The organism is Dermacoccus sp. PE3, from assembly GCF_001021715.1.
Taxonomy (GTDB): domain Bacteria; phylum Actinomycetota; class Actinomycetes; order Actinomycetales; family Dermatophilaceae; genus Dermacoccus; species Dermacoccus abyssi.
In genome coordinates this window covers 292,292-317,148 of the sequence record NZ_LDCM01000001.1, presented here as the reverse complement: position 1 = coordinate 317,148, position 24,857 = coordinate 292,292, and the positions used below count along the sequence as shown (strand labels likewise).

The 24,857-nt window shown below is 68.4% G+C and carries 23 protein-coding genes; 16 read left to right on the top strand and 7 right to left on the bottom strand.

All coding sequences use genetic code 11. From position 1 onward, the window contains the following. Positions 1-30 precede the first annotated feature (30 nt). The 8 genes from cobA (at position 31) to AA983_RS01455 (ending at position 7,481) form a co-directional block, all read left to right on the top strand. Positions 31-813 (top strand): uroporphyrinogen-III C-methyltransferase, encoded by a 783-nt coding sequence (gene cobA, locus AA983_RS01490; RefSeq protein WP_047310461.1) that lies wholly within the window; start codon positions 31-33, stop codon positions 811-813. Then, positions 810-1,676, top strand: a complete 867-nt coding sequence (locus AA983_RS01485; protein WP_047310460.1) for a uroporphyrinogen-III synthase — start codon at positions 810-812, stop codon at positions 1,674-1,676. Before cobA ends, AA983_RS01485 begins: the two co-directional genes overlap by 4 nt. Further along, entirely contained in the window at positions 1,673-2,398 is a 726-nt protein-coding gene (locus AA983_RS01480; protein WP_082128614.1) for a sirohydrochlorin chelatase, read from the top strand. Before AA983_RS01485 ends, AA983_RS01480 begins: the two co-directional genes overlap by 4 nt. A gap of 36 nt (positions 2,399-2,434) precedes the next feature. Then, positions 2,435-2,659, top strand: coding sequence for a hypothetical protein (locus AA983_RS01475; protein WP_047310459.1), 225 nt, complete (start codon positions 2,435-2,437; stop codon positions 2,657-2,659). A 100-nt stretch (positions 2,660-2,759) separates the two neighbouring features. After that, positions 2,760-3,503, top strand: a complete 744-nt coding sequence (locus AA983_RS01470) for a LemA family protein (protein ID WP_047310458.1) — start codon at positions 2,760-2,762, stop codon at positions 3,501-3,503. Between the two features lie 74 nt (positions 3,504-3,577). Further along, a complete protein-coding gene (macS, locus tag AA983_RS01465; protein ID WP_052946750.1) occupies positions 3,578-4,768 on the top strand; it encodes a MacS family sensor histidine kinase in 1,191 nt (396 codons plus the stop codon). 37 nt (positions 4,769-4,805) lie between these two features. Beyond that, complete coding sequence (locus tag AA983_RS01460; RefSeq protein WP_047310457.1) at positions 4,806-5,465, top strand: response regulator transcription factor; 660 nt, start codon at positions 4,806-4,808, stop codon at positions 5,463-5,465. Positions 5,466-5,561: 96 nt separating this feature from the next. Beyond that, positions 5,562-7,481 carry a DUF2339 domain-containing protein gene (locus tag AA983_RS01455; protein WP_047310456.1) on the top strand — a complete coding sequence of 640 codons (1,920 nt, stop codon included), beginning with the start codon at positions 5,562-5,564 and terminating at the stop codon, positions 7,479-7,481. A gap of 96 nt (positions 7,482-7,577) precedes the next feature. Here AA983_RS01455 and AA983_RS01450 read toward each other — a convergent pair whose 3' ends face one another. Next, positions 7,578-7,829 carry a hypothetical protein gene (locus AA983_RS01450; RefSeq protein ID WP_047310455.1) on the bottom strand — a complete coding sequence of 84 codons (252 nt, stop codon included), beginning with the start codon at positions 7,827-7,829 and terminating at the stop codon, positions 7,578-7,580. 312 nt (positions 7,830-8,141) lie between these two features. Between AA983_RS01450 and AA983_RS01445 the strand changes: the two genes are divergently transcribed. Then, positions 8,142-8,768, top strand: coding sequence for a histidine phosphatase family protein (locus AA983_RS01445; protein WP_129664191.1), 627 nt, complete (start codon positions 8,142-8,144; stop codon positions 8,766-8,768). 40 nt (positions 8,769-8,808) lie between these two features. Here the strand turns inward: AA983_RS01445 and AA983_RS01440 are convergent, their stop codons facing one another. Further along, positions 8,809-10,059 (bottom strand): winged helix-turn-helix domain-containing protein, encoded by a 1,251-nt coding sequence (locus AA983_RS01440; protein ID WP_047310454.1) that lies wholly within the window; start codon positions 10,057-10,059, stop codon positions 8,809-8,811. A gap of 118 nt (positions 10,060-10,177) precedes the next feature. Here AA983_RS01440 and AA983_RS01435 point away from each other — a divergent pair, with 118 nt between their 5' ends. The 3 genes from AA983_RS01435 (at position 10,178) to AA983_RS01425 (ending at position 11,947) form a co-directional block, all read left to right on the top strand. Then, on the top strand, positions 10,178-10,555 hold the full coding sequence (locus AA983_RS01435; protein WP_047310453.1) for a hypothetical protein: 378 nt from the start codon (positions 10,178-10,180) through the stop codon (positions 10,553-10,555). Positions 10,556-10,631: 76 nt separating this feature from the next. Then, positions 10,632-11,015, top strand: a complete 384-nt coding sequence (locus AA983_RS01430) for a cold-shock protein (RefSeq protein WP_047310452.1) — start codon at positions 10,632-10,634, stop codon at positions 11,013-11,015. Between the two features lie 5 nt (positions 11,016-11,020). Further along, positions 11,021-11,947 (top strand): DUF3027 domain-containing protein, encoded by a 927-nt coding sequence (locus AA983_RS01425; protein WP_082128612.1) that lies wholly within the window; start codon positions 11,021-11,023, stop codon positions 11,945-11,947. 168 nt (positions 11,948-12,115) lie between these two features. On the opposite strand, the gene zwf is transcribed toward AA983_RS01425, so the two are convergent. Together zwf and AA983_RS01415 are read right to left on the bottom strand one after the other, a co-directional pair. Beyond that, a complete protein-coding gene (zwf, locus tag AA983_RS01420; RefSeq protein WP_047310451.1) occupies positions 12,116-13,546 on the bottom strand; it encodes a glucose-6-phosphate dehydrogenase in 1,431 nt (476 codons plus the stop codon). 120 nt (positions 13,547-13,666) lie between these two features. Beyond that, complete coding sequence (locus AA983_RS01415) at positions 13,667-14,950, bottom strand: DUF1479 domain-containing protein (protein ID WP_047311076.1); 1,284 nt, start codon at positions 14,948-14,950, stop codon at positions 13,667-13,669. A gap of 96 nt (positions 14,951-15,046) precedes the next feature. Between AA983_RS01415 and AA983_RS01410 the strand changes: the two genes are divergently transcribed. Further along, positions 15,047-16,183, top strand: coding sequence for an ROK family transcriptional regulator (locus tag AA983_RS01410; RefSeq protein WP_047310450.1), 1,137 nt, complete (start codon positions 15,047-15,049; stop codon positions 16,181-16,183). Positions 16,184-16,217: 34 nt separating this feature from the next. Here the strand turns inward: AA983_RS01410 and AA983_RS01405 are convergent, their stop codons facing one another. Next, the gene (locus AA983_RS01405; protein ID WP_047310449.1) at positions 16,218-17,690 is read right to left on the bottom strand and encodes an NCS2 family permease; all 1,473 of its coding nucleotides are present in this window, start codon (positions 17,688-17,690) and stop codon (positions 16,218-16,220) included. Between the two features lie 85 nt (positions 17,691-17,775). On the opposite strand from AA983_RS01405, the gene AA983_RS01400 reads away from it, so the two are divergent. Beyond that, entirely contained in the window at positions 17,776-18,192 is a 417-nt protein-coding gene (locus AA983_RS01400) for a DUF2530 domain-containing protein (protein ID WP_231579496.1), read from the top strand. A gap of 71 nt (positions 18,193-18,263) precedes the next feature. On the opposite strand, the gene AA983_RS14530 is transcribed toward AA983_RS01400, so the two are convergent. Both AA983_RS14530 and AA983_RS01390 read right to left on the bottom strand, forming a co-directional pair. After that, a complete protein-coding gene (locus AA983_RS14530; protein ID WP_052946744.1) occupies positions 18,264-19,166 on the bottom strand; it encodes an AbiEi antitoxin N-terminal domain-containing protein in 903 nt (300 codons plus the stop codon). A 188-nt stretch (positions 19,167-19,354) separates the two neighbouring features. Then, positions 19,355-20,986 (bottom strand): DNA repair helicase XPB, encoded by a 1,632-nt coding sequence (locus tag AA983_RS01390; protein ID WP_047310448.1) that lies wholly within the window; start codon positions 20,984-20,986, stop codon positions 19,355-19,357. A gap of 257 nt (positions 20,987-21,243) precedes the next feature. On the opposite strand from AA983_RS01390, the gene AA983_RS01385 reads away from it, so the two are divergent. Both AA983_RS01385 and AA983_RS01380 read left to right on the top strand, forming a co-directional pair. Further along, positions 21,244-22,638 carry an MFS transporter gene (locus AA983_RS01385; RefSeq protein ID WP_047310447.1) on the top strand — a complete coding sequence of 465 codons (1,395 nt, stop codon included), beginning with the start codon at positions 21,244-21,246 and terminating at the stop codon, positions 22,636-22,638. Between the two features lie 89 nt (positions 22,639-22,727). Then, the gene (locus AA983_RS01380) at positions 22,728-24,713 is read left to right on the top strand and encodes a M13 family metallopeptidase (protein WP_047310446.1); all 1,986 of its coding nucleotides are present in this window, start codon (positions 22,728-22,730) and stop codon (positions 24,711-24,713) included. Positions 24,714-24,857 lie beyond the last annotated feature (144 nt).

Here is a 24,857-nt window from a genome sequence, read left to right as displayed (position 1 = left end):
CCCTGCCCCGCGGCGCGAAAGGTGGCCCCCATGAACGACCCTCGACCCGGCACGGTCGTGATCGTCGGCGGTGGCCCGGGCGCACTCGACCTGCTCACGCTGCGTGCACTGCGTGAACTCGAGCGTGCCGACGTCATCGTCGCCGACCGCCTCGGCCCCACCGATCAGCTCGACGAGCTCGGTCTCGACGCCGAGATCGTGCCCGTCGGCAAGACGCCGCACCACCACCCGGTGCCGCAGCACGAGATCAACGACATCCTCGTGCGGGAGGCGCGCGCCGGACGTCGCGTCGTGCGGCTCAAGGGTGGCGACCCCTATCTGCTCGGGCGCGGCGGCGAAGAGGTGCTGCACTGCCGCGAGCACGGCATCGACGTCGACGTCGTGCCCGGCGTGACGAGCGCGCTGTCCGCGCCGCTCGCGGGCGGCATCCCCGTGACCCATCGCGGCGTGTCGGCCGGGATGCTCGTGCTGTCCGGTCACGACGAACTCGCCGTCCCCGCCCTCGTCGCGTGGCCGCACACCATCGTCATCCTCATGGGCATGCGTCGCCTCGGCGAACTCACCGCGAGCCTCGTGCGGGAGGGCAAGGACGCGTCGACGCCCGTCGGCGTCGTCCACTCGGCGTGGACTCCGCAGCAGCAGGTCGTCAAGGGCACGCTCGCCGACATCGCCGAGCAGTGCCTGACGCGCGGGGTGGGCAACCCCAGCGTCATCGTCATCGGTGAGGTCGTCACCGTGCTGCCCGACGCCGAGATCGCCCAGGTGGCCTCCGAGAGCGTGGCTCGCGATAGGGTGCGGGAGCCCTGCGCATGAACGAGACGACCGCGCCGAGCGTGCACGCCGAGGCCGCTCGGCTGCCCCAGGACCTCGCCGGATGCCGCGTCGTGCTCACGGCGCAACGCCGTGCCGAGGAATTCGCCGGAGCACTCGAACGACGTGGCGCCGAGGTGATCCACGCGCCGACCATGTCGCACGTCCCCCACGTTGACGATGCCGAACTCAACGCTCGGACAAGGGAACTCGTCGACAAGAAGCCTGATCTCGTCGTTGTCACGACGGCGATCGGTTTTCGCGGGTGGCTCGAGGCAGCCGAGGCGGCCGGGCAACGCGAAGCGCTCGTCGAAGCTCTCGCAGGCGCTCGCATCCTCACCCGCGGACCCAAGGCCCGCGGTGCCGTTCAGGGCGCCGGGCTCGAGGTCTCCTGGAGTGCCGAAAGTGAAACAGCAGACGAGGTGAAGCGTCATCTGGCGACCCTCGATCTGCGCGGCACGCGTGTAGCCGTGCAGCACCACGGCGCAGGGTCCGACGGCATCGACGAGCAACTGCGCGACTCGAGCGCCGACGTCGTCTCGCTCGTCGTCTACCGCTGGGGTCCGGCGCCCGACCCGCAGGCCGTCGAGCGTGCCGCCCACCTTGTCGCTCGCGGCGAGGTGGACACCATTGCCTTCACGGCAGCCCCCGGCGCGGATGCCTTCTTCACCGCAGCGCACCTCGCCGGGGTTCGGGACGAGGTCGTCGCCGCACTGCGGGAGGGGCGTGTCCGCGCAGCCGCCGTCGGAGACACGACGGCCGCGCCACTGCGTGCCTACGGCATCGAACCGCTCGTACCGGAGCGCTTCCGCCTGGGAGCGCTCGTCAAACTCGTCATCGCCGAACTCGGTCGGGACGCCTCGTGACGACGAACTCGAGCGCCGGCGAAGCAGTACCGACGAGCAGCGAATCGACCCGATGTGCCGTCATCCTCGTCGCCCACGGGACGGCGAACGAACGGGGCCGGCAGGTCGTTCTCGACCTCGTCACCGCCGTGCACAACCGACGGCCGGAACTCGATGTCACCGACGCTTACGTCGACGTGCAGGAGCCACCCGTCGCCGACGTTGTCGCTCAATTCGCCCCCCGCTACGACGAGGTCGTCGTCGTGCCGCTGCTCTTCTGCGGCGGGTACCACGTCCGTGTCGACGTGGCGAAGGCCGTCGATGCGTGGCCGAACGCCCGCTCGACCGGCGCCCTGGGTCCGTCGCGCCGAATCGCCGATTTGCTCGTCCAACGCCTGACCGAAGCAGGCGTCGAGCGCCGGGATCCTGTTGTCATGGCCGCCGCCGGTTCCAGCCGGCTCGAGGCCGCGGCCGACGCCCGCGCTCAGGCGCGCCTGCTCGCCGAGGCGTGGGGTGCCGAGGTCGATGTCGCGTTCGGTTCGGCCGGCACGCCCGCAGTGCCCGACGCGGTCAACGCCAACCGCGACCGGCCCGGTGCTCGCGTCGCCGTCGCCTCGCTCCTGCTCGGGGAGGGGCACTTCTCCGAGAAGCTGCGCCGATCGGGTGCTGACATCGTCACCGAGCCGCTGGGCGCCGCCCCCGAGGTGGTCGAGCAGATCCTCGCGCGTCTCGACGAGGCCTGAGCCCGCAGCCGAGCAGCACGCCCTACGATCGTCGCCATGAAGCATCCCGCCGCCGTTCCCCTTCTGGCCGTGGCCGCCGTCCTGTTCTGGGCGTGGTCGATCTACGGTTTCGTCGCCGGTGTGCTCAACGGCTACGGCGACGGATCGGGCGGTAACGCCGGGCGTCTGGGCGCCGCCGCAGGCGTCCTCATGACGGGTCTGGTCGCCCTCGCGGCGACGATCTACCTCGTCAAAGCGCTCAAGGTGCGCCGCGGTCGGTGAACCGGGCCGCCCCGCACAGCGTGATCGGTGCGCACTGTTCGGCTAGGGTCGAACCAACCAAGCTGATACTCCGGCACACACGTTCAATTGGAGCCTTGTCATGACGTGGGTCATCATCCTTCTTCTCATCATCGTCGCGCTCGCCGTGGCTGCCGTTGTCATGTACAACGGCCTCGTCAAGCAGCGCAACACGGTGCAGGAGGCGTGGCACCAGATCGATGTCGAACTGACGCGCCGCCACGACCTCATCCCGAACCTCGTCGAGACAGTCAAGGGCTACGCGCAGCACGAGGCCAAGACGCTCGACGACGTCATCCGCGCTCGCGGCGCTGCCGTCAACACGCACGGTTCGCCCGACCACGCCGCTGACGCGGCCGCTGCGGAAGGCGAGCTGACGCAGGCCCTCGGTCGCCTCATCTCGGTCTCCGAGGCCTACCCGGACCTCAAGGCCAACCAGAACTACCAGCAGCTCATGGGCGAGCTGTCGGCCACCGAGGACCGCATCGCCTCCGCGCGTCGCTACTACAACGCCTGCGTGCGTGACCTGAACTCGAAGGTCGACTCGATCCCGACGAAGTTCATGGCCGGCCCCGCCGGTGTGACGAAGGCCGAGTACTACGAGGCCGACGAGGCCACGAAGGGCGCGCCGCAGGTCAACATGACGAACGCGGAGGCTCCGTCGGTGCAGTTCGACGCCCCGCAGAGCCAGCAGCGTCCGTACAACGAGCAGCCGCAGCTGCCGCCGTCGCAGATGCCGTACCCGACGCAGGGTGGCCAGTCGAACACGTTCCAGGCTCCTGGTCAGCAGGGCTACGGGGTGGAGTACCCCGAGCAGCGCAAGTGATCCGATCCAGACGACGCCCCGAATCGCAGCAGCGGTTCGGGGCGTCGCCCGTTTCCGCTTCCCGGCTGCGGATGATGAGCCGGACGAGCGAGGCCGAGGCCCAGCAGGCGGCCTCCGACGACCCGATGAAGTACCTGTGGGCCACCGAGGGTGCCTTCCGGATGCTCACCCTCGCGTATTCGCTCTTCATCCACACGGGCGCCGTCGATCACTACACGCGCCCGCACCTCGCGACGGCGCTCATCGCCGTGCAGTGCATCTGGTCGGGTGTCGTGGCCCTCGCGCTGTTCGCACGCCCGCGGTGGCGTTCCTGGCTCGTCGCCGGCGACATCGTCGTGACGCTCGGACTCATGTACGCGACGTGGATCGTCGCCGACGCGAGCTGGTGGGACCACAACCAGAGCCTGCCGACGACGATGTGGGCCACGAACGCCGTGCTGGCCGCCGGCATGCAGTGGGGCGTGACGGCGGGCTTCCTCGCCGGCGTCGGTATTTCCCTCGCAAGCCTTCACATCGGCGACGATCTGTCGTGGATGGTGCGTTCGCCGACGATGCCGATTCTCGTGAGTTCCGGCATCGCAGCCGGTGTCGGGGGTGTCGGTGCGCGACGCTCACACGCTCAACTCGTCGCCGCTCTCGAGCTGCGTGCCCGTGCGGCCGAGCGAGAGCGGCTCGCGCGAGAGGTGCACGACGGCGTGCTCCAGGTGCTCGCGCTCATGGGGCGTAAGGGCCCGTCGTTCGGTGCGGAGGGCGCGGCCCTCGGGCAGTTGGCCACCGAACAGGAACGGGCGCTGCGCACCCTCATCGCCGACGTCGACGAAGCGCCGATCGCAGCGGCTCGAACGACCTCCGAGCCGTCCGGCGGATCGATGGACGATGCACCGGTCGACTTACGCCGTGAGCTCCTCGCACTGGCCGATGACCGCGTTCGCGTCTCGGCAGGTTCGGCGCCCGTGCTCCTCGACGCCGCTCGAGCTGGGGAGTTGCTCGCCGCGACGAAGCAGGCGCTCGCCAACACCGAACGTCACGCGGGGGAGCACGCCACGGCCTTCGTCCTCCTCGAAGACCTCGACGACGAGGTGACGCTCACCGTCCGCGACGACGGCCCCGGCATTCCTGACGGCCGCCTGGCCGAAGCCAAGGCCCAGGGGCGAATGGGTGTGAGCCGGTCGATCGTCGGACGCGTCGAGTCGATCGGTGGCCGAGCCCACCTCGAGGCGACACCGGGGGAGGGTGTCGAGTGGGAGTTCACGCTGCAGCGTTGAGAAACATCGCCGATGGCCCGCGCGAGAGGATGGGTCCATGACTTCCGACGGTGCCGCCCCCACCACGCGACTCATGGTGGTCGACGACCACCCGATGTGGCGCGACGCCGTCGCGCGTGACCTGCGCGAGCACGGCTACGACGTCGTCGCGACGGCCGGCTCCGTGCGTGAGGCTGTGGATCGTGCCAAGGCGACCTCGCCCGAGCTCGTCCTCATGGACATGAACCTGCCCGACGGCAACGGCACCGATGCCACGACGGCCATTCGCACGGTTTTCGACGACGTCAAGATCCTCGTGCTGTCTGCGTCGTCCGAGCGCACGGACGTGCTCGACGCCGTCCGGGCCGGAGCGTCCGGTTACCTCCTCAAGAGCGCCGGCGCTGAGGAACTTCTCACGGCCGTCCACGACACGGCGCAGGGACGCGCCGTTTTCACCCCGGAACTGGCCGGCCTCGTCCTCGCCGAACTGCGCGGACGCGAGCGCGAGGAAAGCCCCGATCCCACTGCCGTGCTCACACCCCGCGAGACGGAGGTGCTGCGCATGGTCGCCAAGGGCCTGGCATCGAAGCAGATCGCCACCCGCCTCGGCCTGAGCCACCGCACCGTCGACAACCACATCGCCTCGACGCTGCGGAAGCTGCAACTGGGCAACCGCGTCGAGCTCACCCGTTTCGCGCTGGAGAACGGGCTCGACTGACGCTGCTGTTCACTCGGGGGAGCGTGCACAGATCACCCAGGCCACCTGAGTAGCACTACTCAGGCCCGCGAGCCCCGTCGTCGCGAGGCTTGAGGCATGAACACACAGCAGCCGCACGGCACCCCCCAGGCCCCCCGTCCCGACCACCCCACGTCCTTCCCGCCGCCGCAGCCCATGAACGTTGCGGCGGCGCCGTCACGTCCGTCGCACACCGAGTACCCGCAGCACGCGCAGACCCCCATCAGCAACAACGCGGACGCTGCCGCACGCGGAAGCCAGGGTCCGTGGAGCGTCCCGATCCCGCCTCAGGGCGCTCAGCAGTACGTCCCGCCGTTCCAGGGCGGCCACTCCGGCGGTCCGATGTCCCCCGGCGGTCCCGGTGGCGCCGGCTTCGCCGGCCGGCCGCCCTACGATCAGACGCCGACTCCTCCGGCTCCGCGTGAGCCGCGCTTCAGCCGCGAGCAGATGGTGGCCGCGCTTCTCGCGGCCGCCGGTATCGCAGTGACGCTCATCGGCGTCGTCCTTCTGCTCGCAATGGCCGCTCGTGAGGGCTTCCTCACCCCGCCGGTCCGTGTCGGTGGAGGCGCCGTTCTCGTCGGTGCTCTCGCCGCTGCCGCGCAGTGGGTTCGGCCCCGTCCGGGAGGTCGCATCGGTTCCGTCGCTCTCCTCACGACTGCGGTCGCCGGAGCCTTCTTCGACGTCGTCGCCGTGACGCGCATCTACGACTGGATCCCGCTCACGGCCGGCCTCGGTCTCGCGCTCGTCGTCGCAGCGGCAGCTAGCTTCCAGGCTCTGCGCTGGGGCGAGAAGTGGCTCTTCATCGCTGTGACGATCGGCGTCGCGGCGCTTGCGCCCTACCTCACGGGCGGCATAACGGCGACGTTGGTCGGATTCCTCGCCGTGCTCCAGATCGCCGGTGCCATTCCCGAGATCACCAAGGGCTGGGACGAAACGGCGCTCGCCCGCACGATCCCCGTGTCGTTCGCCGGCATGTTCTGGGTGGCGCTCGAGGCATCATCGACCCGCACGCTCGTCTTCGGTGCGTCGACGATCGCGGCCGTCGGCCTGCTCACCGCGGTTCAGGCCGGTCTCACGCGTCGTGACGCCATCGGCGCTCCGGTGGCACTGGCCGCCTCGTGGATTCCGCTGTGGGTCTTCGCCGGCTTCGAAACCGGAATGCGTTCGGCCCTCGTCGCCTCGATCATGGCCGTCGTGGCGCTCGGCGGCTTCGCCGTCCTGCGGACGAGCGGTTCCACCGTTCGGATCGCGACGCTCGTGCTCGCCGGTGTCAGCGCCGTCATCGCCGGTGTCTCTGCCGCCCAGGCCGACTGGTTCGCGATGCCGTTCCTCGTCATTGCCGTCGTGCTCATGGCCGTGCACGCTCGCGTTCCCGGTCCGATCGTCGGAGGTGGCGCGGTCATCGCGTTCTTCCTCGGATTCATGGCGCAGGGGACGGTCACCGCGTACGTGGACTTCTTCTACCGCAGCCGCGTCACCGACATGACGATGCAGACGCTCGTCACCGGGCTGATGTTCGTTGCCTTCGCAGCCCTCACGGTTCCCGCCGTGCGTGGACGCAAGCTCGACGCGACGTATGCCCAGTTCCTGCTCGTCGTCGGCGGTTTCGCCGGGATCGTCGGCACGGCCATGGCGATGCTGATCGTCTTCGGTAAGGCACCGACAGGCTTCTTCCTCGTGCACCTCGCCATCACGGTGATGTCGCTGGCGCTCGCGGCCCTCGTCCTCACGTCCGGTCTGAGCCGCCCGCGTCACCTGACGGCGTCGATGGGCTGGGGTCTGGCGCTCGTCGGCTGCGCGCTCGTGAAGCTGTTCATCTTCGACCTGCAGTACATGGGCTCGATGACGAAGGCGTTCACCTTCATGGCCGCGGGCCTCGTTCTTCTCGCCGCGGGTACGAAGTACGCCCGGATCTACGGCGAGGCAGCCGCCGAGCGCAAGCGCGGCGAGCAGGCCGGACCGCAGGAGTTCGGCCCTCACGCACCGGCGTCGTTCTGAGAAAGGAGCCGTGCGGCGCAGCCGGTGCGCGAAGGGCGGGTGAGGTGGCCAGGGGGCTCCTCACCCGCCCTTCGTCATGTCGGGCGGCGTCGTTCGTCAGTTGGCGACGGCGAAAGCCTTGCCCGAGGAACTCGTGCACGACGAGGCGCGCTTGCCGTTGAACTCGCCGGTGGAGCACTGGTACTTCTCACCCTTGTACTCGACCGATTCGTTGGCGGCCTGGTCGCTCTTGCCACCGAACGCGTTCAACACGCCCTTCGCGTCGTCGCAGCTCATGCCGATTACGGAGGTCGTGGCTTCCTTGCCGTCGACCGAGATCTTGCAGTCGCCACCGGCCTGCGACTGCATCGACTCGAGACTTTTGGACGCCGAGGCCAGCTGGTCGTCGGCGTTGGCACTCGTGTCGCCGCCGGCACTCGTGGCCGCGGAACTCGCGCTGGAGGCGGCCTAGCTGGCCGTCGTCGCGGCGTCCTTCGCCTTCTCCTTGTCGTCCGACGAACAGCCGGTGACAGCGAGCATGCCGATCAGGGCCGTGGCTGCCAGAGCGGAGCGTGTTCATCGAGATCTCCCCCTCGTGGTGTCGTGAGTGTTTTGATCATGGCATCCACAGCGGTGAGCGCGGGGGAAACACCGCATGACATCGCGGGTAGCGTGAAGCGCATGTCCGACCTGTTCTGCCCGGCCCGCTTCTTCGTCGCGCGTCACGGTGACGCTGCCTACGAGACTCCGCGCGGTGTCATCACGGAGGCCGGCGGGTGGCTCACGCCGCTGGGCCTTTCGCAGGCGCGGGAGCTGGGGGAGAGCCTGCGGACCGAGAACATCGCGACGGTGGTGTGCTCCAACGTCGCCCGGGCGCAGGAGACGGCCCGCGTCGCCGCCGAGATGCTGGGCGTCGACTGGACGAGCCTGCCCGGCTTCGAGGAGTACCGCGTCGGGGAGCTCGTCGGTCAGCGGTTCGGTGACGCCGGCATGCAGCGCGTGCTCGCCGCCTGGATGGACGGTGACCTCGACGCCGCCTTTCCCGGAGGGGAATCGGGCCTCGACGTGGTGAACCGGTACCGAGAAGCCTTGCGGGACCTCGCCGATCAGTACCGCGGCGAGAGCGTGCTCGTCATCAGCCACGGCGGCGTGATGTCGCTCGCGCTACCGCGTCTGTCGGCGAACGTGCGCAACGACCTCGCGCGGCGTCAGTACATTCCGAACGCCGTGCCCGCCGAGGTGCTCGTCGACGCCGACAGCTTCCGCATCGAGCACTGGCCCGGGAAGGCGGACAAGAGCGTCATCTGACGCTGCCACTGCACGGTAAAGGCGGGTTGGCGCAGCGCCTTCAGGACCCGAGCTGTCCGGCCCATCCGCGCGGGAGGTCGAGCCAGGTGGCCATCGTCGCGAGTTCTCGCTCCAGGGCGCCGGCCGCTTCCGGGTGGCGCGTGAGCGCACCCGGCTCCCAGTGCACCGCGTGGGCCCGGAGGACGCCGTTGGCCCGGTCCGCCTTGAGGTCGACACGGGCCACGAGGTGCTCGCCGAAGAGGAACGGCAGCACGTAGTAGCCGTACTGACGCTTCTCGGCGGGTGTGTAGATCTCGAGCCGGTAGCGGAAGTTCCACAGCGCCTCGGTACGTTCGCGCTGCCACACGAGCGAGTCGAACGGCGACAGGAGCGCCTCTGCCTCGACGCGCCGCGGAGTTTTCGCATCGACGTGGCGCCACGCCGGCTTGTCGAAGCACTCGACGTCGACGGGCTCGAGTTCGCCGGCGCGCACGAGATGGTCGATGGCCGGCACGACCTGTGCCGTCTTGAGTCGGAAGTAGTCGCGCAGGCACAACACCGTGCCCACGCCGTGCGCGATCGCGCTGCGGCGCACGAGGTCGACGACGTCGTCGAAGAAGTCGACATCGTCGCCGGCCGGCGGGGCGAGAAGCGGTTCGGGGGAGAAGAAATCCTCCGCGACGGCGCTCGCGGCGATCTCACGGGGTAGGACGCGCTCGAGGCTCGCGTACCGGCGCTCGAACTGACGGGTGCGCCCTGCCGACGTGATGCGCCCGGCCCAGAACAGGTGCTCCAGCGCAGCCTTGATGAGGGACCAGTTCCAGCCCCAGTGCTCGCGCGAGAGTTCCTCGTCGTGCGCGAGTTCCGCCTCGATCGTCTTCGCCGTGGCGGGAGCGTGCGTCGTCACGTACTCGTAGACGCGCTCCACGAGCTCCGGGTGGTCCGCCGCGACGCGACGCATGCCGCCCCACGCGTCGGAGTGAGCGCGCGCCATGCGGTGACGCAGCAGCGGCCACACCTGCGGGAAGACGAGGCTGGCCTCGTGCGCCCAGTACTCGACGAGACGGCGCGGCGCGCGATCGCGCAGAGCGTCGAGGGCGGCCGGGTCGTAGGGGCCGAGACGGCTGAAGAACGGCAGGTAGTGGCTGCGCGTGAGCACGTTGACGCTGTCGATCTGCACGACCTGCAGGCGCGCCGCGGTCGCGCTCAGGTGGCGGGTGGTGACCGCGTCAGGACGCGGGCGCGCGAAACCCTGCGCCGCAAGGGCGATGCGACGAGCCTGGGAGGCACTGATGCGACGCGGCGAACTCATGCCCGGAGCCTAGCGGCGACCACCGACACCGGTCGTTACGGCAGAAAATGCGCCGCGGGGCATCGTGGGGTGCCGCGGGCGTTTCGATTACCGCGCCCCACGTCGGTACCGTGAACGCATGGACGAGGTGAGGCGCCACGCGCGCAAGAACATGATCCGCGGCGCCGTGATGCTGTGGATCGTCGCGCCGCTCTTCATCGGTGGCGGCATCGCGCTCATCACCAACCTCGCGAACGACGGCCACCGGGGCGCCCTCGTCATCACCGGCGTCGTCATCTGGGCGATCCTCTCGCTCATCGTTCTGCTCGGCGGGTTCGGCTCCCTCCTCATCGGTGTCTTCCTGTGGTGGAAGGCGCGCCAGGAGCGTCCGGTCGTGACGACGAACGTGTCGCGCTCGGAGCGCGACGAGGTGCTGCGAGACCTTCGCGGCGGAGCGCGCAGCGCGGAACCCACGTCGCCGGCGGACGATTCGCTGGAGCCCGGCGCGCGCCGGTAAACTTTGCAAGTTATGTGCACGCGGGGGTGCGGGACGGCTCGTCGTCCGGCGCCCGGCAATTCGAACGAGGTGTGACGTGCCGGTCGGCAAGGTCAGGTTCTTCAACGCCGAAAAGGGTTTCGGCTTCGTCTCCGGCGACGACGGCGACGACGTCTTCCTGCCCGCTAGCGCGCTCCCAGCGGGCGTCACCCAGCTGCGTGGCGGCACGCGCGTCGAGTACAGCGTTGCCCAGGGCCGCAAGGGCGCTCAGGCCATGCACGTCGAGGTGCTCGACAAGATGCAGTCCATCGCCGAGCGCAAGCGCAAGCCCGCCGAGCAGATGAGCGTTATCGTCGAAGACGTGATCCGTCTGCTCGACGACCTGTCCTCCGGTCTGCAGAAGGGGCGCTACCCCGACCGGTCCCATTCGAACAAGATCGCGGCGGTGCTGCGCGCCGTTGCCGACGACCTCGAGGTCTGAGACCCATGACTGAACCCGCAGTGGCCGAACCGGAGCGCGTCGAGGACTTCGCCGCCGACGCCGAGGTGACCGCACCGACGTCCGAGGCACCTCGTGCGACGCGCGCTCGCCGCGCCAAGGCCGTCAAGCACGACGCCGTTCTCGCGAGCGAGGCGGCGCAGAAGCTCGCGCTCGAGGCCGTCACCGCCATCGCCGATCCGGGCGCCGTCGGCGAGCACGTCGACTTCGTCATGGACGCGGAGCGTCTCGGAACGCACTACTTCGCGAGCAACGCCAAGGGCTACCCCGACTGGCGCTGGGCCGTCACGGTGGCCCGTGCGCCGCGCGCCAAGGTGGCCACGGTCTGCGAGACCAACCTCATGCCGTCCGCGACGTCGGTGCTCGCGCCCGAGTGGGTGCCGTGGGCCGACCGCCTCGCGCCGGGCGACCTCAGCGCTGGTGACGTCCTTCCCTACAAGGAGGACGACCCGCGCCTCGAGGCAGGCTTCGGGGCCACCGGCGACGAGGACGTCGACCAGGTCGCCTTCTTCGAGCTCGGCCTCGGCCGCAAGCGCGTGCTCTCGGCCGAGGGCCGTGACGAAGCGGCGCAGCGTTGGTACGACGGCGATCACGGCCCGAGCGCCGAGGTGGCCCGCAAGGCCCCCGCGCAGTGCGGTTCGTGCGGCTACTTCGTGCCGATGGCGGGCGTGCTGCGTCAGCAGTTCGGCGTCTGCGCCAACGACTGGTCGCCCGCCGACGGCAAGGTCGTTGCGCTCGACTTCGGCTGCGGTGCGCACTCCGAGGTGGAGATGCAAGCCCCCGAGGCCCACGACCACCAGGACGCTCCGGTGCTCGACGAGTTCGACGCCGACCTCGAGGTCGAGAACGCCGAGACCGACACCTCGGCTGCGACGAGCGACAAGGCGAACGAGAGCGAGTCGCCGCAGGCCTGAGCCCGCCTCGTGGCATCGAGGGAGGATTTCTTCCCTTGTGGTGCCCAAGGCCGTCGCTTACGCACACTACGGGAAGGTTTCTTCCCTTCTTGTGTACGAGAACCCGGCCCATGACGAAGGCCGCTCACCTCGTGAGGTGAGCGGCCTTCGTCATGCTCGCACGGTGCGTCAGACGGTGGGCTCGCGCCACTTGCGCTCGAACGGCAGGCGCCAGCCCCGCGGTGCGATGAGCTGGTGGATCTGGTTGGGGCCGTAGGTGCCCGGGTCGTACGGGCGCACCGGCGGCGGGTTGTCGAGCAGCGGTTGGCTGACCTCCCACAGGCGCTCGATGCCGTCGGCCGTCGTGAACAGGGTGTGGTCGCCGCGGATGGCGTCGTAGATCAGACGCTCGTAGGCCTCGAGTGCGCCTCCGGCCCAGTCGGCGTCGCCCATGGCGAACTGCATCGACAGCTTGTCGAGGCGGAAGCCCGGCCCGGGGCGCTTGCCGTAGAAGCTGAGCGACATGCGGGCCTTGTCGGCGAGGTCGAACGTCAGGTGGTCGGGGCCGTGCTGACCGACGCCCGATCCGCTCGGGAACATCGACTTCGGGGGCTCCTTGAAGGCGATCGAGATGATGCGTGCGCCCTCGGCCATCTTCTTGCCGGTGCGCAGGTAGAACGGCACGCCGGCCCAACGCCAGTTGTCGATGTAGCACTTGAGCGCGATGAACGTCTCGGTCTCGCTCTCGGGGCCGACGCCCTTCATGTCGCGGTAGCCGAGGTACTGCCCGCGCACGACGTCCTCGGGGTTGAGCGGCATCATCGAGCGGAAGACCTTGTTCTTCTCCTCGGTGATGGCATCAGGCTCGAGTGACGTCGGCGGTTCCATCGCGGTGAACGCGAGCACCTGGAACAAGTGCGTGACGACCATGTCGCGGTAGGCGCCCGTGGACTCGTAGAACTCGGCGCGCGTCTCGAGACCGAGCGTCTCGGGCACGTCGATCTGCACGTGGTCGATGTTGTTGCGGTGCCAGATCGGCTCGAACAGGCCGTTCGCGAAGCGGAACGCCAGGATGTTGAGCGCCGCCTCCTTGCCGAGGAAGTGGTCGATGCGGAAGATCTGGCTCTCGTCGAAGTACTCGTGGACCGCGGCGTTGAGCTTCTTCGCGCTCGCGAGGTCGGTGCCGAAGGGCTTCTCCATGATGACGCGGCTGCGTTCGACGAGCCCCGCCTGGTGCAGCTCGGCGAGGACGGAGAGGGCGGCCTTCGGCGGGACGCTGAGGTAGTGCAGGCGCTGGCTGCCCTGCGGGAAGTGCGACTCGGCCTCTTCGACGGCCTTGCGCAGGGCGTCCGGGCCTGCGTCGGAGCGGACGAAGGTGAGGCGGTCGTCGAAGTCGTCCCACTGCTGGTCGGTGACCGGGTGGGAGGAGAACTCGGCGATGGCGGTACGCGCGAACTCGCGGAACGACTCCGTGTCGAAATCCTCGAGCGACGTCCCGACGACGCGCAGGTCGTCACACAGGTCGCTGGCGAACAGGTGGAGCAGCCCGGGAAGGAGCTTGCGTCGAGCGAGGTCGCCGGTGGCGCCGAACAGGACGACGGTGGTTGCTGGTGCTGGCATGGCCCCAGCATTGCCGCTGGGCGGGCAAAAGGGAAGGCGCGCTCATCGGTGCGCGCGCGGCGCGTGAAGGCCGTGGCTCACGTGCGATGAGCCACGGCCTTCACGCGCAGGAGTGCGCCGTCATGCGAGACCGAGGCCGCGGCGTCCGATCTCGTTGAGGTCTGCTTCGGTGAAGCGTCCCTCCCAGTCGACCTCGTAGTTCTCGTCGGGGAAATCGCTCGGGCTGGCGCCCGTTGCGAAGGCCTCGCGAACACTGGCGCTGTACGCCTCGTTGCGCGGGCACCAGGGGGCGGCGGGGATGTACATGACGTTGCCCCAGCCCTCCTGGTTGGTCACGTCCTCGACGGCGTGCACCATGTCGCAGTGCCACCAGACCGAGTCGCCGGCTTCGACGTCGGGGATGACCGACAGAGCCTCCATGAGGTGAGGGTGCCACTTCCAGTTGCACGGGAAGACCTGACCGACGGTGACGCCGCACATGTCGTCGTCAGGTACGTCCTCGACGAGCGGTCGAAGCATGAGGTAGGCCATCGCCTCGGGGATGGGCACGCTCTGCAGGACGCCCTGGTCGTTCTTCATGTCCGACAACGCGGTCCAGCCCTGGAAAGTGCGGAAGGCCGAGCACATCGTCGAACCGGGGTACTGCGGGCCCGACGTGCGGTGAGCGGCGTCCCAGGGGTCGTATTCCTCGGGACGACCGTCGAAGAGTGGCGCGAAGTGCCTCTGGTACTCCTCGGTCATCCACAGGTCGAGCGTTCCCGGGTCGAGGTGTGCTCCGAGGCCGGCGGAGTCCGCGCCCGGAGGGCGACGGCGGATGCGGTCCGGGTAGAGCGAATCGCGGTTCGGGTCGAACCACTGCTGCCCGTCGGACTCGCTGGTCCAGACGCTGTTGAGGAAGGCTTGGACGGTTGCCATCCGTTCGCTCTGGCGGGCTTGCATCTGCGGCTTGCTCCAGTAGATCGGGTAGATCTCAGGCTTCGAACCGACGGTGCCGAAGAAGTCGTCGCCGGGGCCGCGGTAGTTCTCGAAGAAGGCGTTCTTCTCGACGTAGTCGACGATCTGGGCATCCCACTCCAGGGCCTGTTCGCGGGGGAAGTGCCCCTTGATCACGGCGCACCCGCGGCGGCGGATCTGCTCGCGCAGGGTGTCGCGCTTCGAATCGTCGAGGAGGTCTTCGTACCGCACGACCGGCCAGGGGTTCTCACCGCGTGCCTTCATCTCCTTGAGTTCTTCGACCTGGTCCGCGACGCGCTTCTCGACGACCTCGAAGACCTCTTCGACCGTGCGTCCCGACGCCTCGACGCGGGCGCGCAGTGCGGCCTTGATCTCTTTGATCGCTCCACGCAGGTCGTCGGGCGTGGACTGCCAGTGGGGAAGCTCCCTGGCCTCGGGGGCAGGCGACATCGTCACGGCGATCCTTTCGTAAAGGAGGTTTACAAACTAGGTGTCGTCAATCTAAGGCGCCCCCTCGCTTTTGTAAAGAGGGTTTACGATTCAGGGGTGACTGACACCACCTCCCACCTCGTCCGAGCGTCGACCGATCGTCGAGTGCTCACGGTGTTGGTGCACGAGCGGGAGGCGACGCGTGCGTCGCTGGCCGAATCCGCGGGCCTCTCACGCCCCACCGCCGCGACGTCGGTGTCACGTCTCGTCGCTGCGGGCCTGGTCGAGGAAACGGGGGAACGCACGTCCGGGCGCGGACGGTCGACGGCGATCGTGCGTCTCGCGCCGCAGGTGGGGGTGGCGCTCGCGCTCGTCGTGGCGCCGGTCGGGGTCAGCGGTGTCGTGGTCGACATCCACGGTGACGAAATTGCCCGTGCACGCTCCGTCGACGGCCCACACGAGCAGCGACTGACTCGAGTGGCCAAGGCGGTCTTGGCCCGAGTTTCGCGAGACGGCCTCGTACCCGTGCGGTGCGCTGCCGTCTCGGTGGCTGATCCTGTCGACCGGCACACGGGGCGGGCGGTGCAGCTACCCGACGAGCCGTTCCTTGTCGGCGAACTCGACGCTCGCGCGGCGCTGGCTGACCTGTGTGACGACGTCATCGTCGACAACGACGTCAACTGGGCCGCGAACACGCTCGTCGAGGAAAGGTGTGTTGGACTCATCCATCTCGGTGAGGGGCTGGGCGCCGCGATCATCGAGGACGGCCGTGTGTTGCGAGGCGGTCGCGGTCTCGCCGGGGAGATCGGGCACATCGTCGTCCCGGGGCCGGACGGCACGGCGATCCCCTTCACCGAGGTGTTCGCGCGGCTCGGGCTGCGTCAGCCTGGTTCGAGCGCTGTCGATGTGGAGCGTCTGCTCGAGGTGACGGCATCGGATGACTCGGTGCGTCAGGCACTCGCAGTGGCTGTGTCGGCCGTGGTGGCCTCGCTCGTCGGGTGGGCTGATCCGTCGAAGGTCGTCGTGACCGGACCGTGGGCGAAGCAGGTGGCCGCTGCCGTGCGCGCCGAAGTGGCGCGAAGCGCGCGACCGGTCGATGTCGTCACGGCGCTCGACGACGATGCCACGGCACGAGGAGTGCGGCTCGCGGCCGTCGAGCGCTTGCAGGCCACCGTCCTGGGGGTGGCGGTCAGTAACCTCGGCAGAGAACAGGTGGGTGCGCGTCCCGGACGTATCGAACCCGCGACCTCCTAGCTTGAGGTCGCGGGTCCGATTGCTGGCCGGAGGCTCAGCTCACGCCGAGCAACTGCTTGATCGGGTCGATGGCGAAGTAGACGACGAACATCGCGGCCACGACGTACATGAGCGGGTGCACGTCCTTCGGCTTGCCCTTGACGAGCTTGATGAGCACGTAGCTGATGAAGCCTGCTCCGATACCCACCGCGATGGAGTACGTGAACGGCATGAGCGCCATCGTGAGGAAGGCCGGCAGGCCAATCTCCATGTTCTTCCAGTCGATGTCGGTGGCCTGCGTCATCATGAGGTAACCGACGATGACGAGCGCCGGGGCCGCAGCCTCCGACGGCACCATCCCGACGACCGGCGACAGGAACGTCGCGAGCAGGAACATCGTGCCCGTCACGATGGATGCGAGACCCGTACGGGCACCCTCGCCCACACCCGAGGCCGACTCGATGAACGCCGTGTTCGAACTGATCGAACCCGCACCACCGGCCATCGCGGCGATCGAGTCGACCACCATGATGCGCTCGGAGTGCTCCGGAACGCCGTTCTCGTCGAGCAGGTCACCTTCCGCGCCGACCGCGTACATCGCTCCCATGAGGTCGAAGAACGCGCCGAGCACGAGCGTGAAGATGATGAGGATGGCGGAGATGGCGCCGACCTTCGCGAACGCACCCGTCAGGGAGAAGTCGCCGATGATCGAGAAGTCGGGGGCTGTGAGCAGATCCTTCGGCATCGACGGAATGGTGAGCGACCAGCCCGTCGGGTTCTTCTCACCCTTCGCGCCCAGATCCGCGACGCCCTCGATGACGAGCGCCAGCGCCGTCATGGCGATGATGCCGATGAGCATGGCACCGTGCACACGACGCGCCATGAGCGCCGCGATGAGGAGCACGCCGATGATGAAGACGAGCACCGGCCAGCCCTGCAGGTTGCCCGTCGGGCCGAGCTGGAGGAAGCCGCCACCGGCGGAGTTGAAGCCAGCGTCGTGAAGCGCGACGAGGCAGATGAACAGGCCGATACCCACCGAGATGGCGGTCTTGAGCGAACGGGGGATGGCGGCGAACAGCGCCTTGCGGAACCCGCTCACGACGAGCAGGAAGATGATGAATCCCTCGATGACGACGAGGCCCATCGCGTCGTTCCACGTCATGCCGGGGATCTTGGCGACGGAGAACGCGAGGAACGCGTTGAGGCCGAGGCCGGTGGCGATGGCGATGGGGAACTTGGCGACGCTGCCCATGAGGATGCTCATGAGACCGGCGACGAGGGCCGTCACGGCGGCGACGGCGGCGAGGTTCGGCTCGGTGCCGCCTCCGATGTAGTGACCCGTCGAGTCGGCCTGGGTGCCGATGATGAGCGGGTTGAGCACGATGATGTAAGCCATCGTGAAGAACGTGACCAGACCGCCGCGGATCTCGCGACCGACGGTGGAACCGCGCTCGGTGATCTTGAAGTAGCGGTCCAGTGCGCCGGACGGTGCGCCCCCGGGCTGGGCAGTCATGGGTGTGCTCGACATGGCACTGATGGTATTTCGTGCGGGAGCGTGCCCGTGTTCGGCGCCGAGGGGTGGGCGCTCCAGGCCGTGAACTAGGCTGGACGCCGTGACACCAGACCCCTCCCGTCGTGCGCGCGAACCGCGCCCGGACGGCGCGACGCCCCGTTCGGTGGAGCGCGCGCGGGAGATGCGCGAGCGCGCCGAGGTCTCCATGTCGTACGAGGCCGGCGTCCGTCTGCCCCAGGAGGGTGCGCCCCCGCCTGAGGAGTCGCCCTACGAGCGTTTCTTCACCGGCGGCGACACCGTCATTCCGAAGCCGCAACCGCTTCACCTCGACACCGCCCGGGTCATCCTCGGGGGCATCGCCGTGTGGGCGCTCGCGCTCGTCGTGACGCTGCTCGTGCCGGCCCTTCACGAGGGCGACCGGCACTGGTGGCCGTGGACCTGCGTCGCCGGCATCGTGCTCGGCTTCATGGGTTGGGCGTACGTGCGTCGTGGGCGAGGGAACGCCGAAGCGGCCTGACCCCTGCGTCAGTTGATGCGGAAAAGTGCAGTCTGTGCATGAAATATCGTGCACAACCTGCATTTTTGGCGTCAGGCAGCTGACGGGCCGAAGAGCGCGTCGGCGTGACGGATGGCGTCGCGCAGGAGCGCGCCCACCCGGCTGGCGTCGATGTCTCTCGCCATGATCCTCACGACGACCCACCCGAGACGTTCCAGGTCGCTCTGACGAAGCTTCTCCGCCCGTAGGTCGCCGTCGTGACGGTACTTGCCCAACCCGTCGACCTCGACGATGACGCGATGCCCGCGCACGACGAAGTCCGCTCGGGCGACGAACCCTCCGCGTTCGTCGAGGACTCGCAGTTGCGGGTCGAGGGCGATGCCTTCGAGCGCAGCCGCCCACGCGACCCGTGTCTCGAGCACCGACTCGCGTCGACCGTCCGCGAGGGCCAGTGCCGCTCGGGCGTGGGCGCTGCCCCTGCGTCGGCCCCAGGCGTCGAGGAGCGCATCGGTGTCGAGCAGGAGGCCGCGGCGTGCGGCGACGTCGGCGGGAACGAGACCGGCCAACGTCCCCTCGAGTGCCGCGACCTCGATGACGGCCGCCGTCGCCTGCTGCGTCATGAGGCCGTCGACCGGCTCGACGGAATGCGGCCACGGACGACGCGAAACGACGCCCGCTCGGTTCGAGTGGAGCTGTCGCTCCCGGGACAGATGAATGGCTGACGGTGGGTTCAGCAGCGGGAGACTGTGTGCCAGACAGGCGCTCGGGCCGACGAGATACGTGCCGGGGAGTGCCGCCATGAGGGCGCCCGCCCGCTGGAGGTACTGCCTCCGCTGTTCGGCGAACGTCGCAGGCGCAGCTTCGGCGACGACATAGACGCCGTGGGTGATGCGTCGCAGCTGCCCGCTGGAACAGAGACGTCGGCGCGCGTGGGCGTCATACCCCAGCGCAGTGAGGGCGGCGGTCGTCAGGGGAGCGCCCGGCGGAAGGTCCATGCCACCACTGTGGCTGCACGAACGTGGGCGCCGCAGAGACCCTGTGGACAACCCGTCGTCACCGTCAGGTGATGCGGAAAAGTGCAGGTTGTGCATGAAATATCGCGCACAACCTGCACTTTCGGCGTCAGCGTCCTGACGGTCATCAACACCGTGCAGGCGCGGCGAACGCGTTGGCGCAGCTGACCTCAGATGTCGCTCTCGTCGACGATGCGGTAGGCGTAGCCCTGCTCGGCGAGGAAGCGCTGTCGGTGGGCGGCGAAGTCGGCATCCACGGTGTCGCGCGTGACGATCGAATAGAAGTGCGCCGTGCGCCCGTCCGCCTTCGGTCGCAGCACGCGCCCGAGGCGCTGGGCCTCCTCCTGACGTGAACCGAACGTTCCGGAGATCTGCACGGCGACGCTCGCCTCCGGCAGATCGATCGAGAAGTTCGCCACCTTGGAGACGACGAGCTTCGTGATCTCGCCGTCGCGGAACTGCTGGAACAACTTCTGGCGCACCGCGACGGACGTCTCGCCGGTGATGAGGTCGGCGTCCAGACGGTTCGCGATCGTCTCGAGTTGGTCGAGGTACTGCCCGATGACGAGCGTCGGTGCGCCCTCGTGCTGCTTGACGATGCGCTCGACCACCGGGTCCTTCACCGTCGCGCAGGACGCGAAGCGGTAACGCTCGTCGGGCTCCGTCGTCGCGTAAGCCATGCGGTCTGCGTCGGAGAGTCCGACGCGCACCTCCACGCAGTCGGCCGGCGCGATGTAGCCCTGGCTCTCGATGTCCTTCCACGGCGCGTCGTAACGCTTGGGGCCGATGAGGGAGAACACGTCGTCCTCACGGTTGTCCTCGCGCACGAGCGTGGCCGTCAGGCCGAGGCGGCGGCGGGCCTGGAGGTCGGCCGTCATGCGGAAGATCGGCGCGGGCAGCAGGTGAACCTCGTCGTAGACCACGAGGCCCCAGTCGCGCGCGTCGAGCAGTTCGAGGTGCGGGTAGACGCCCTTCCGCTTGAGCGTGAGCACCTGGTACGTCGCGATCGTCACCGGGCGGATCTCCTTGCGCGCACCGGAGTACTCGCCGATCTCGTCCTCGGTGAGCGAGGTGCGCTTGAGGAGTTCGTCGCGCCACTGGCGGGCGCTGACGGTGTTCGTCACCAGGATGAGCGTCGTCGCCTTGGCCTTCGCCATCGCGCCCGCGCCGACGAGCGTCTTGCCGGCACCGCACGGCAGGACGACTACGCCGCTGCCGCCGTCCCAGAAGCCGTCCACGGCCTGCGCCTGGTAGGGACGCAGCTGCCAGCCGGAGGTGTCGAGCTCGATCGGGTGGGCCTCGCCATCGACGAAGCCCGCGCGGTCCTCCGCGGGCCAGCCGACCTTGATGAGCTCCTGCTTGATCGCGCCTCGCTCGCTCGGGTGGACGACGACCGTCAGCTCGTCGAGGCGTTCGCCGACGAGGGGCTTGATCTTCTTGTGGCGCAGCACCTCTTCGAGCACGGGCTTGTCCGTGGAGTGCAGGACGAGCTGTTCGCCGTCCTTCTCGAGCACGAGGCGCCCGTAGCGATCCATCGTCTCGGCCACGTCGAGCAGGAGGGACTGCGGCACGGGGAAACGGCTGTGTGTGATGAGCGCGTCGACGACGGTTTCGGCGTCGAGGCCGGCAGCGCGAGCGTTCCAGAGGCCGAGCGGCGTGACGCGGTAGGTGTGCACGTGCTCCGGCGCGCGCTCCAACTCGGCGAACGGCGCAATGGCCCGGCGGGCCGCCTCGGCATTCTCGTGGTCGACTTCGAGCAGGATCGTGCGGTCACTCTGGACGATGAGTGCGCCGTTCGGCACGTGATGGCCCTTTCGCCGGATGTCTGGGTTCTCTCAGCCTAACGACGAGGGGCGCGGGGCCATTCCGGCCTTGGATGGGCGAGCGCGCCCGGCCCGAGCCGCCGCCGCGCACCCGCTATTGACAGTTGGTCAGTTAGTAACAAATCGGCAACGACTATTGACCCTGCAATGTGGCACAGGACACATTGGTTGAACGCCCGGGCGACTCCGCTCGCGCTCGAATCGCCCCGCGCCTCAACGTCATTGAAGGAGTTCCCATGGCCGACACCTCGGCAGCCGTGAGCGACGCCGTCCAAGCCATCCCTGCGAAACGGCGTCGCCAACTGCTCATCTCGAGTCTGCTGAGCAGTTCGATCGAGTGGTACGACTTCTTCATCTTCGGTACCGCCGCCGCACTCGTCTTCCCGCACATCTTCTTCCCGGACAGCTCGGCCCTGACGGGTACGCTGCTCTCCTTCGGCACCTTCTGGGCGGCCTTCCTCGCCCGCCCGCTCGGAGGCATCCTCGCTGGGCACTACGGCGACAAGATCGGGCGCAAGCCCGTCGTCGTCTTCTGCATCTTCGCCATGGGAATCGCGACGTTCGGCATCGGCCTCCTGCCGGCCGCCGCGACGATCGGTGTCGCGGCGCCGATCCTCCTCGTGCTCCTGCGCTTCGTGCAGGGCCTCGCGGCGGGTGGTCAGTGGGGCGGCATCATCCTGCTGCTCACCGAATCCGAAGGCCCGAAGAAGCGCGGCTACGCGGGAACCTTCGGGCAGATGGGTGTGCCGATCGGCGTCATCCTGGGCAACCTCGCCTTCCTCACGGTCTCGCACTTCGTCTCGACCAAGGCCTTCCTCGACTGGGGCTGGCGCATCCCGTTCCTCCTCAGCGCCGTGCTGTTCCCGCTGGGCCTGTTCATCCACAAGCGGGTCGAGGACTCGGCCGAGTTCAAGGTGCTCCAGGAGCGCGCAGCCAAGCGCGCTGCTCAGGTCGGCAAGCAGGCACCGGTGTTCGAGGTGGTCAAGAAGGGCTGGAAGCGCATCCTGCTCGGCTGCCTCATGATGGGCGGCACGAACGCGATGTTCTACGTCGGCATCGTCGGTTCGTTGAGCTATGCCTCCAGCGACCTGGGCATGTCGCGTGACTCGCTGCTGGCGATCATGCTCGTCATCTCGTTGTTCAACATCCCGGTCATCCTGTTCTCGGGTGCTCTGTCGGACAGGGTCGGCCGCAAGCCCGTCGTGTTGTGGTCCGGCATCGGTCTGGCGCTGTCGATCTTCCCGTATTTCGCGCTCATGAACACGAAGAGCCTCGCGTTGTTCGCCGTCGGTTCGTTCATCACGAGCTTCTTCCAATCGTCGATCTACGGACCGCTGGCTGCGTACCTCGGTGAGATCTTCCACCCCAAGATGCGCTACTCGGGCATGTCGCTGGCCTACCAGCTGTCCGCGATCGCGCTGGCCGGTCCGACGCCGATGATCATGGCCACGGTCATCGAGAAGACCGGCAGCACGAACGGCATCGCGGCCTACATGGTGCTCCTCGGCGTACTCACCGCCATCGGGGCGTTCCTCCTACCCGAGACCAACCCCAAGGAGGTGCGGGACGACCCCAACGCGCTGCCGGGCATCGTCGACCTCGACGACGACGTCGCCGAGCCGGCGCGCTGAGGCTCGAACCTCCTTCCTGCCGAACGTCGCCGTGGGTCCTCGGACTCGCGGCGGCGTTCGCTGTCAGCCCGGGGTGAGAAGGTAGGGGCATGACGAGCAAGATCAACTCCGGCCTGGACGTGACCAGCTTCGACCCGGACGTGCGCCCGCAGGACGACCTGTTCGCGCACGTCAACAACACGTGGGTGGCCAACCACCCGATTCCCGAGGACAAATCGCGCTACGGCGCCTTCGACATGCTGCGCGAGGCGAGTGAGAAGGCCATGCGCGACATCATCGAGGAAGCTGCGGGCAAGGCCGAGGCCGCCGAGAACGACGGAACGGACGCGGGGCCCGCCACGCAGAAGGTAGGCGACCTCTACCGCTCGTTTATGGACACCGAGCGCATCGCCACCCTCGGAACGTCGCCGATCCTCGAGGACCTCGCCGTCATCGCCGGCCTCACCGACAAGCGTGACCTGCTCATGCTGCTCGGCCACCTCGAGCGCTATGGCATGGGCGGCCTGTTCGGCTTCTACGTCAGCGCCGATGCGAAGAACAGCGACGAGTACATCGTCTACCTCGGCCAGAGCGGCCTGGGCCTGCCCGACGAGGCCTACTACCGCGAGGAGCAGTACGCCGAGATTCGCGACAAGTACACCGCTCACATGGAGCGTCTGCTGACGCTCGTCGGCGTCGAGAACGCCGACGAGGTCGCCCCGCGCGTCTACGACTTCGAGAAGGCCCTCGCGAAGCACCACTGGGACAACGTCTCCACCCGCGACGCCGTCAAGAGCTACAACCGATACTCGCTCGAGGAACTGCGTGAGCTCTTCGGCGCGTTCGACATCGACGCGTGGCTCGAGGGCCAGGTCGTGCCGGACGGCGCGTTCGCGAACGTGGTCGTCGGCCAGCCGAGCTACTTCGAGGCCCTGGGCGAGTTGTTCGCCGAGCGTGACGTCGAGGACTGGAAGGCGTGGATGACGTGGCACCTCGTGACGTCGTTCGCCAGCTACCTCACCGACGACATCGTCGAGGAGCGCTTCGACTTCGCGGGTCGCGCCCTGTCGGGAACGCCGCAGCTGCGTGAGCGCTGGAAGCGCGGCGTCGGCCTCGTCGAGGGCGTGCTCGGCGAGGAGGCGGGCAAGCTCTACGTCGAGCGCCACTTCCCGCCCAAGGCCAAGGAGCGCATGGTCGAACTCGTCGACAACCTCGTCGAGGCCTTCCGCCGCAGCTTCCGCGAGAGCGCGTGGATGAGCGAGGAGACGCAGGCCAAGGCCCTCGAGAAGCTCGACCGGTTCACGCCCAAGATCGGCTACCCCGAGAAGTGGCGTGACTTCTCCGAACTGCAGATCCTCGCCGATGATCTCGTCGGCAACGTCAAGCGTTCGGCGTCGTTCGAGACCGACTACCAGCTCGCCAAGATCGGCGGCCCTATCGACCGTACCGAGTGGCTCATGAGCCCGCAGACGGTCAACGCGTACTACCACCCGATGATGAACGAGGTCGTCTTCCCGGCCGCCATCCTGCAGCCGCCGTTCTTCGACGTGGACGCCGACGACGCCGTCAACTACGGCGGCATCGGCGCCGTCATCGGGCACGAGCTCGGCCACGGTTTCGACGATCAGGGTTCGCGCTTCAACGGCGACGGCGAACTCGTCGACTGGTGGACCGAGGGCGACCGCGAGCGGTTCGACGCCCTGGCGAAGAAGCTCATCGAGCAGTTCTCCCAGTACGAGACGCGTGACGCACCGGGCGTCAAGATCAACGGTGGTCTCACCGTCGGCGAGAACATCGGCGACCTCGGCGGCCTGACGATCGGCTACAAGGCGTTCACGATCGCCTGCGAAGAAGCCCCAGCGCCCGTGCTGGAGGGCTTCACCGGCGCGCAGCGCTTCTTCCTCGGCTGGGCACAGGTGTGGAGCGGCGTCGCCCGTGAGGCCGAGGCCAAGCGCCTGCTCGCCATCGACCCGCACTCGCCGATGGATGTGCGCGCCAACGCCGCTCGCAACCTCACCGAGTTCGTCGAGGCGTTCGACGTGAAGCCCGGCGACGGCATGTGGATCGACGAGGACGAGCGCGTTCGCATCTTCTGATCGACATCGTCTGATCGTTCGCCACGAGCCTGCGACGAGGCCCGCTCCGCACGCCGGGGCGGGCCTCGCGCATGCCACCCCCGGGGCGCAGCCGTCCGCGCCCGTGGACGCGCATTCGTCCGGCAGGGTCCCCGCGCGGTCGAA